The sequence below is a fragment of the Variovorax sp. P4_B11 genome (assembly GCF_056402355.1).
Window position 1 is genome coordinate 73,328 of record NZ_JBFUHO010000035.1, and the last position, 7,569, is coordinate 80,896.

Consider the following 7,569-nt stretch of genomic DNA (forward strand, 5'->3'; position numbering starts at 1 on the left):
AAAGGCCGGCGAAGCCCGGCCTTGTTCGTGAAACACCGCGGATCTGGCTTTGCCAGTCCGCCGGTGTTGCCCCCGGTAGGGGGTGGGCGGGCTACACGCAGTGAGCCCAACCTGGGGGCGAGCTACTGTTCTTCGGGCAGGATGCTCTCGTAGTTGTAGTTGGTGTAGCGGTAGCGGCCGTACTTGTAGGCGGCATAGGCCCGGCGGCTGACGTTCATGCCGTTGAGCAGCACGCCCGTGGCCGCCTTGCCGCCCATCGAAAGGCGCCGGGTGCTTTCCTTGAGCTCGCCCATCGTCGACAGGTCGGCGCGCGCCACCAGCAGCACGGTGCCCACGTGCGTCGCGATGGTGCTCGTATCAGCGGCCACCAGCACGGGCGGCGCATCGATCACGACCAGGTCGTATTGCTCGGACAGGCGCTCCAGATTCGTCTTGAACGAGTCCGACACCAGCAGTTCGGCCGGATTCGGCGGCAGCTGGCCGGTGGCCAGGAAGTCCAGGCTGGGAACCACCTGCCGGTGCACGGTCTGCTGCACCGTCAGGCTGCCGGCGATCAGTTCGGACAAGCCGCCATGACGCTGCAGACCGAAATACTGGTGCGTGTGGCCGCGCCGCAGGTCGGCGTCGATCAGCAGGGTCCGTCGTCCGGCGGCGGCCATCAGCGCCGCGAAATTGGCGGCCACGAAACTCTTGCCGACGCCCGGCGTGGGCCCGGTGATGAGCACGCGGTTGTTGGGCGATTCCAGCATCGCGAACTGCATCGCGGTGCGCAGGCTGCGCAGGCTCTCGACAGCGGGGTCGTCGGCCTTTTCGATCGTCAGCAACCGCACACCGGTGGCTCCACTCAGGCGCCGGGCGGCAATGGCCTGCTGCGCCGGGCTCATGGGAATGGTCGAGAACACCGGCAGGCCGATATCGCCCTCGACTTCGTGCGGATCACGGATGCGCTGCTCGATGAACGCATTGCGGATGAAAGCGGCGCAGACGCCGAGGAACAGGCCCAAGGCAAGCGCTGCGGCCATGATGACGGTGCGGTTCGGCTTGATCGGGGCCAGCGGCACCACCGCCTCGTCGAGCACGCGAACGTTGCCGACCTTGCCCTCCTTCACCAGCCGCAGCTGCAGCGAGCTGTTGAGCAGCGACTGATAGAGCTCGGTGTTGACCTTGACGTCGCGCTCCATGCGCACCGCCTCCTGCTGGACCGCAGGCAGACCCTTGATCCGCGTCTGGATGCCGGCCATGTCGGCCTTCAACGCCGCGATCTGGGCGTCCAGCGTCTGCACCATCGGATGACTGGAAGTGAAGCGCGCCTCGAGCTCACGCCGGCGTTGCTGGGCGTCCAGCAGCCGGGTCTGGCGGTCGACCGCCTGGGCGAGGATCAGGTTCGCCTCCTCCGAGAAGGCCACGGTACCCTTCTGGTTGCGATAGCGGTTGTAGGTTTCTTCCGCAGCCTCCATCTGGCGCTTGAACTGCGGCAACTGGACGTCGAGGAAGGCCAGCGTCTTCTGCGCTTCGGCCGCCTTTCGCTCGATGTTCTGCTGCACATACTGCGCGCCGACGGCGTTCAGCACCTGGGCCGCACGGTAGGGCTCGACATCCTGCAGCGCCACATTGATGATCCCGGAGGCCTTGACGCGCTCGCTCAGGCTCAGGCCCGATTGCAGCGAGACGATGGTCGGCAGCCTGGCGAAGCGCCGCAGGTCGAACTCGGCGCCCGGCTTGCCGTCCAGCTTGCTCACGACCAGTTCGATGGGCCCGTCCGGGGTCTCGGCCTTCAACGGCGTGCCGACCGAACCGACCAAGGCCTGGGCCAGGCGCGGGGAACTCAGCGTGTACTGGCCGCCCCCCTTGGCAGTCACCTTGAAGAACGACCCTTCCATCGACGCCGGCACTTCGAATTGAGACACCGCGATCTGCTCGGTGCCCGAGACATAGCCGCCTAAGCCCAGGAAACCCGGCTCTGACAGGCCGGTCGCCCGCCGCGTCAGCCAACCGCCGATGTAGGGAATGTAGTTCGGGCCGGCCACGATGTAGAGCTTGATCGCGTCCACGGCCTTGCCCAGCACCATCCGCGAGCGGATGATTTCCATTTCGGCGCTGGCGGGTGTCTTGAGGTCGATCAGCCCGCCGGCTTCGCTGAGGATGCCCTTGCCGCCGGGTTCCGGGTCTTCGACCTGGACCACCATGTTCGACTCGTAGACCGGACGCTCGAGGAACGCGTACGCGGCCCCGCCCAGGAACACGACCAGGGCGACGAAGGCGATCAGCCACTTGTTCGCCACCAGCACCTCGAGGTAGTGCCCGATGTCGAAATCCTCCTCGTCCGCCGTACCGAACGAACTTGGATTGGGTTTGGGAGTGAGAGAGGAATTCATCGACTGGATACTCTTGAAATGCGTTGGAGCCATTGCTGGGTACCGTCTTCGATGAGCGCCAGCGACCGTTCGAAAGTTGCACGCCCAGCCTGGTACGGATCCGGGACATCCCGATCGCTGAACTCGCAGAGACGAAATACCTTGCCCGAGGCAAAGAGATAGCGCTCCTCGACTGCGCGCCGCTGCTCGGCGTCCATCACCAGGATCAGGTCGGCGCGCTGGCAGGCATCGAGGCTGATCTGCCGCGCCCGGTGGTCCTCGATCGAAATGCCGCGCTCCCGCATCAGTTCGCGGGCGATCGCGTCCGCGGGCTCGCCCACCAGGGCGCTGAGTCCGGCCGATGCGACCCGCGCGTCGGGCAGCGCCGCCGCGATCAGGCCTTCGGCCATCGGGCTGCGGCAGATGTTGCCGATACACACAACGAGAATGTTCCGGATGGTCACGATCGGTTCGACTATTGGCCGGTGGCAGTGCCGAGAGCCCGGTACGAAGTCGCCGTGGTGGCGGTCGGCAGGATCAGATTGAGCACGCGGTTCCACTGCACCAGCGGCACCGGGTCGACGTACACCACGTCCTTGGCTCGCAGCGCGAAGCCGTCCGCCATCGCGATCGCGGTCGGCGTGCGACTGTTGAGGTGGAAGATCGCCTGGCCCTTGGCTTCGTTGCGGATCACGTAGATCTGGAGCGGATTGGCGGTCGTCAGGTTGAGGCCGCCCACCTCGGTCAGGGCATCGTTCAGGCTCAGCCGCCCGTTGCGCATCAACACCCCGGTCTGCTGGGTCACCTCGCCCATCACCGTGACCTTGCGCTCGTCGCGGTTGCGCACGTAGATCATGTCGCCGGGGTGCAGCGGAATGCGGCTCGGATTGACCCCGGCATCGCCCATCGCCATCAGGTCGATGACGACCGTCTTGCCCTCGCGCGTGAGGTCGATCGCCGAACGGTCACCGTTCGGAGTCAAGCCGCCGGCGCGGTTGATCGCTTCCGCGAGGGTCATCGGAATGTCGGTGAAGAGGACCAGTCCGGGCGTCCGGACTTCGCCGTCCATGTAGGCACGCTTGCTGCGGAAGGCCTCGACCCGAACGCTGATCTGCGGGTCCCTGAAGACGCGCGCCAGGCGCTTCACCACCGCCCCCTCCATCTCCTGGATGGTCATGCCCGCCACCTTCAGCGACCCGACATACGGGAAACTCAACTGCCCGGTGCTCGAGACAATGTAGCCGGGTGCGGGCGAGACGCTGGCCGGGTCGGCCACGGTGGTCGGGGGGACGACGCTGAACACCATCTCGGGATGGTCGAACACCGTGATGCCCAGCACATCGCCAGGACCGATCCGGTAGGGCTCGGTCTGGCCCAGCAAGGCCGTCACCTCGGGGCTGAGCTTGGTCTGGCGGGTCGCCGCCCGCTGCGCCGCAATCAGCGTCGGCGTGATCTCGGTCAGCGCACCGGCCGGCGGCGGATCGATCTCGGCGGTCGAGAAGCCGGATGGAGAGACGGCCTGCGCGGCATCGTTGCTCGCCGAACGGAAGCCCGGCGCCAAGGGCGCGCAGCCTTGAACCAGCAAGCCCACCGAAACCAGCAGCGCGGCATGTAGTAAAAAATGCTTCAAGTGCAGCTCCGCATCGTGACCCTGAAATGAATACTTTTGCAAACAGTTACGACTGTACATCAGGTCAAGGGGCGACTCAAACCCTTTCTTGGCTTATGACTTCTGGTAGAGGAAATATTCCCGGCAGCTGCCGAAATATCACGATTCCCTCGCCTTTGGAATCGGGGTCGACCAAGCGGTCCTTATCGGAATGCTACGAATTCAATAGCATCCAACCCGCTTGGAGCAAGGCGGCGTCAGAGGCTTTCGGTTTGTGCCGCGCGCTTCCAGGCGGCCGAAGCCTGGTCGGCGTCATCGCGCGCTTCGGCCAATTGCGCCAGCGCCTGCCAGGCCCGGCGATGTAGGTTGGTGTCCTGCAAGCCCAATCCCGCCTGTGTGAGCAACTGTTGCGCCTTGCCCCATAGCTGCCGCTTCATGCAGGCCATGCCCGCCAGGTACTGCAGATTGGCATCGCGCGGGTTGTTGAGCTGCGCCGATTCGATGCGCGCCAGCCAGTCGGCATCGACCGAGTCGAGGCCGGCCTCGAGTGCCCGGACCAGTTTCACGCGCAGGGATTCGCCCAGGCTCTGCGGATGCGCGACCATGCGCTCCCAGACCGGCAGCAGCCAGGCGCGCGCCAGCGCGAGGTCGCCGCGCAGCGCGACCATGCGCTGGGCCGCGTGGATCGCGACCTCGGGCATCTCGCGCTCCGAGGGGTCGAACTCGCCCCAGGCGCGCAGCAGCTGGGCCGGATCGTGGGCCCCCGACAGCAATTCGGTGGCCAGTCCGCGCACGATGCTCTGCGCAGCGGCATCGGAAAAAGCCCGGTGCTTGGCCAGCAGCCGCGCGGTCTCGAGCGCCTCGAGGGTGCGCCGGTCCTGGCGCGCGGCTTTCAGCCGCAGGCGCAGCGCCAGGGTGCGGCGTTGCGCGCCCTGCGGCAGTTCCGCGAGCCGCGCCAGGGTGGCCGGCGCATCGCGGTCGTCGAGCGCCCAGCGGGCGGCACGCAGTTGCACGCCCTCTCGGGTTTCCGGCGCGACCATTGCGCCACGCTCGGCACTCTCGTTGAGTGCCTGTTGAAGGTGCGCATCGCGCGCCGGGCGATCCTGCAGCGACTGCGCGCTCTCGGCGGCCAGCAAGTGCGCCAGCACGCGCACCTGGAGCGCCTGCGGCAGCCGGGCATCGAGCGCGGCCAGCCGCCGCTCCTGCACCAGTGCCGATTGCGCCGCCTTGCGCGCCCGCGAGAATCGGCCGGACAGCAATTGCGCGGCGGCGTCGAGCAGCGCCGAATGCAGCGCGCGCTCCTTTTGCTGCAACCGCCATTGGCGCGCCTGCCTGGGCAGCGAGAACAACGCCGAGAAGCCCCGCAGCGCCAGGTGCAACAACACGAACACGGCGAACAGGAGCAGCAGCACGAGGTTGAGCGACAGGTCGACCCGCCAGGGTGGCCAGAAGACGGTGATCGTGCCCTGGTTGTTGCCCGCGAACAGCGCCACCGCGGCGGCGATGCCGAACAGGGCGAGGAACCAGAGGACGGCGCGCATGGCTTCGGGCCTGCCTAGCGGCCCGCGGCCGCGGTGGCGAGCGCGGCCAGCGTCTCGTCGACACGCAGCGGCTCGCTGGTGCGGATCTGCGCCTGCACCTGCTGCACCAGCGTGGCTGCGGCCTGGACCCGGCGCGATGCCGGGTCGAAATAGCGGTTGATCGACACCGAGACGGCGGCCATCTCGCCGCGGGCCGTGTCGACTTGCCGGGACAGCAGGGCCAGCCGGGCGTTGAGCAGCTTCAGCTTGAGGTTCTCGCGCAGGAAGAAGGTCTGCTCGGGCGTCAGCAGCACCGCCTCGGGCCGCTCGATGCGCCCGACCCGCAAAAGCGAGCGCGCCTCGTTGCGCACCATCACCAGGAAGCGCTGCCACCAGGGCGCGTCGGCCGGCAGCGGCTCGGCCTGCCGGGCGTCGAGCCCGCCGCCGCGCATCGCCACCGCGTTGAGCGCCGGCAAGTCATCCACCGTGCGCATGAGTTCGTCGAGCTTCTGCAGGGCATCGGTGTTGTCGGCGCTGGCACTGCTGCGAAGGCGGTCCGCATCGTGCTGCATGGCGCGCTGCAGCGGCGCCAGGCGGGGTTGCGCGGCGCGCGTGATGCGCAGGTCGCCGGCCTTCAGCGCGGCCAGCAGCGGCTGCACGTTGCCCGTGACCTGGGCCTGTTGCAGGGTCAGCCGCACGGCGGCCTCGATGTCGATCACCAGATTCTCGTCGCGCGAGCGCGAGAGGCTCTGCATCAGTTCCTCGAGCTGGGAGCGTTGCAGCGCCACCTCGCCGACCCGCGTTTCGGCCAGCGCCAGCCGGGCCGCCGTGTCCCGCACCACTTCCTGCGCCTGTCGCGCCAGGGTGCGGGCTTCCATCGCCTGTGCCAGGGCATCGGCGCTCTGGCGCGCCAACTGCTCCTGCATGCCGCTGACCTTCTGCCAGAGTGCCAGCGCCATCAGCAGCGCGACCACGGCGACGATGCCGAGCAGGCCGAAAGCGAGCCGCGAGAGCAGCGCTGCCGCGGCCGCATGAGCGGCCGGCAAGGGAGCCGAAACCGGTGCGCGCAACGCGGGATCCGGCAGGGACTCGTTGAAGACGGGCGCGTCGCTCATGCCAGGGATTCTATCGACGCGACCAGTTCGGGCAGCGAAGGCCGCGAGACGTGCACCCGGCCGAATCCGGCGGCGCGGGCGGCCTCGGCGATGCGTTCGTGGGTGGCGAGCGCGCGCGCCGACTGCCAGCCGACGGTGGGCAGCAGCCGGCACAGGTTGGCAATCGCCTCCGAACTGCTGAACAGCCAGGTCGCGGCACCGCTGGCGCCCTCCGCCGCCAGCCGCCGCTCGGCCTCGCCGAAGGACGGCGGCAATCGACGGTAGGCCGCCACCGCATCGCAGCGGCCGCCGGCGGCCGTGATCTCGCGGGCCAGCCAGTCGCGACCCGCGGCCTGCCCCGCGGCATCGCCGCCCCGGACGATCAGGAGCCGGAAACCCGGACGCACCTGCGGCGCCACGAGGCGCCACAGGGTCTCGGAATCGAACTGCGGCGCATCGGCGGGCGGCGCGTCGATCGCCGACGCCGGCACGCCGGCCTCGCGCAGCCCCCGCGTGGTGCCGGGACCGGTCGCCCAGAATCGCAGCGTCGAAGGAAGGCGGACATCGATCCCGCAGAAGAAATGCTCGGCGGCCGCGGCGCTGACGAACATCAGCGCGTCATAGTCGGACAGACGCTGCCAAGCGGCCTGCAGCGGCGCCGGGTCGTCGAGCGGCTCGATGGCGATCAAGGGCAGCGCCACCGCGTCCAGGCCCGCCGCGCGCAGATCGTCCACCCATCGCGCGGCCTCCCTGGCCGGTCGTGTGATCAGCAGCATGGACAAGCCGGACGCCGTCTCATTCCTGCAGCAGCCGCGCCGCCGCTTCGCCCAGCGCCGCGGCCTGGGCCGCATCGCCGGCCTCGGCCACCAGCTGTGCCCGCTGCAGCGGCGCCAGGCCTTCGGGATCGCCGAGGGCGGCATCGATGCGCAGGCGGCCATCGGGCTGCCAGCGCGCGTGCGCGGCGAGCGGCATCGAGCAGCTGCCGCCCATGG

At 68.6% G+C, this 7,569-nt stretch carries 6 protein-coding genes and 1 pseudogene; all 7 read right to left on the reverse strand.

Annotated features, from left to right (window positions below; translation table 11 throughout):
• Positions 1-122: 122 nt before the first annotated feature.
• Entirely contained in the window at positions 123-2,375 is a 2,253-nt protein-coding gene (locus tag AC1DYD_RS26375; RefSeq protein WP_478175719.1) for a polysaccharide biosynthesis tyrosine autokinase, read from the reverse strand.
• Positions 2,372-2,818, reverse strand: a complete 447-nt coding sequence (locus tag AC1DYD_RS26380) for a low molecular weight protein-tyrosine-phosphatase (RefSeq protein ID WP_478175720.1) — start codon at positions 2,816-2,818, stop codon at positions 2,372-2,374. Before AC1DYD_RS26380 ends, AC1DYD_RS26375 begins: the two co-directional genes overlap by 4 nt.
• A gap of 11 nt (positions 2,819-2,829) precedes the next feature.
• Positions 2,830-3,984: a polysaccharide biosynthesis/export family protein gene (locus AC1DYD_RS26385; RefSeq protein WP_478175721.1), complete on the reverse strand. Its 1,155-nt coding sequence runs from the start codon at positions 3,982-3,984 to the stop codon at positions 2,830-2,832.
• A gap of 236 nt (positions 3,985-4,220) precedes the next feature.
• Positions 4,221-5,504, reverse strand: coding sequence for a heme biosynthesis HemY N-terminal domain-containing protein (locus AC1DYD_RS26390; protein ID WP_478175722.1), 1,284 nt, complete (start codon positions 5,502-5,504; stop codon positions 4,221-4,223).
• Between the two features lie 14 nt (positions 5,505-5,518).
• Positions 5,519-6,598: a uroporphyrinogen-III C-methyltransferase gene (locus AC1DYD_RS26395; RefSeq protein ID WP_478175723.1), complete on the reverse strand. Its 1,080-nt coding sequence runs from the start codon at positions 6,596-6,598 to the stop codon at positions 5,519-5,521.
• Positions 6,595-7,353, reverse strand: a complete 759-nt coding sequence (locus AC1DYD_RS26400) for a uroporphyrinogen-III synthase (RefSeq protein WP_478175724.1) — start codon at positions 7,351-7,353, stop codon at positions 6,595-6,597. Before AC1DYD_RS26400 ends, AC1DYD_RS26395 begins: the two co-directional genes overlap by 4 nt.
• Before the next feature lie 19 nt (positions 7,354-7,372).
• Positions 7,373-7,569: pseudogene (locus AC1DYD_RS26405) on the reverse strand (hydroxymethylbilane synthase); the annotation flags it as partial.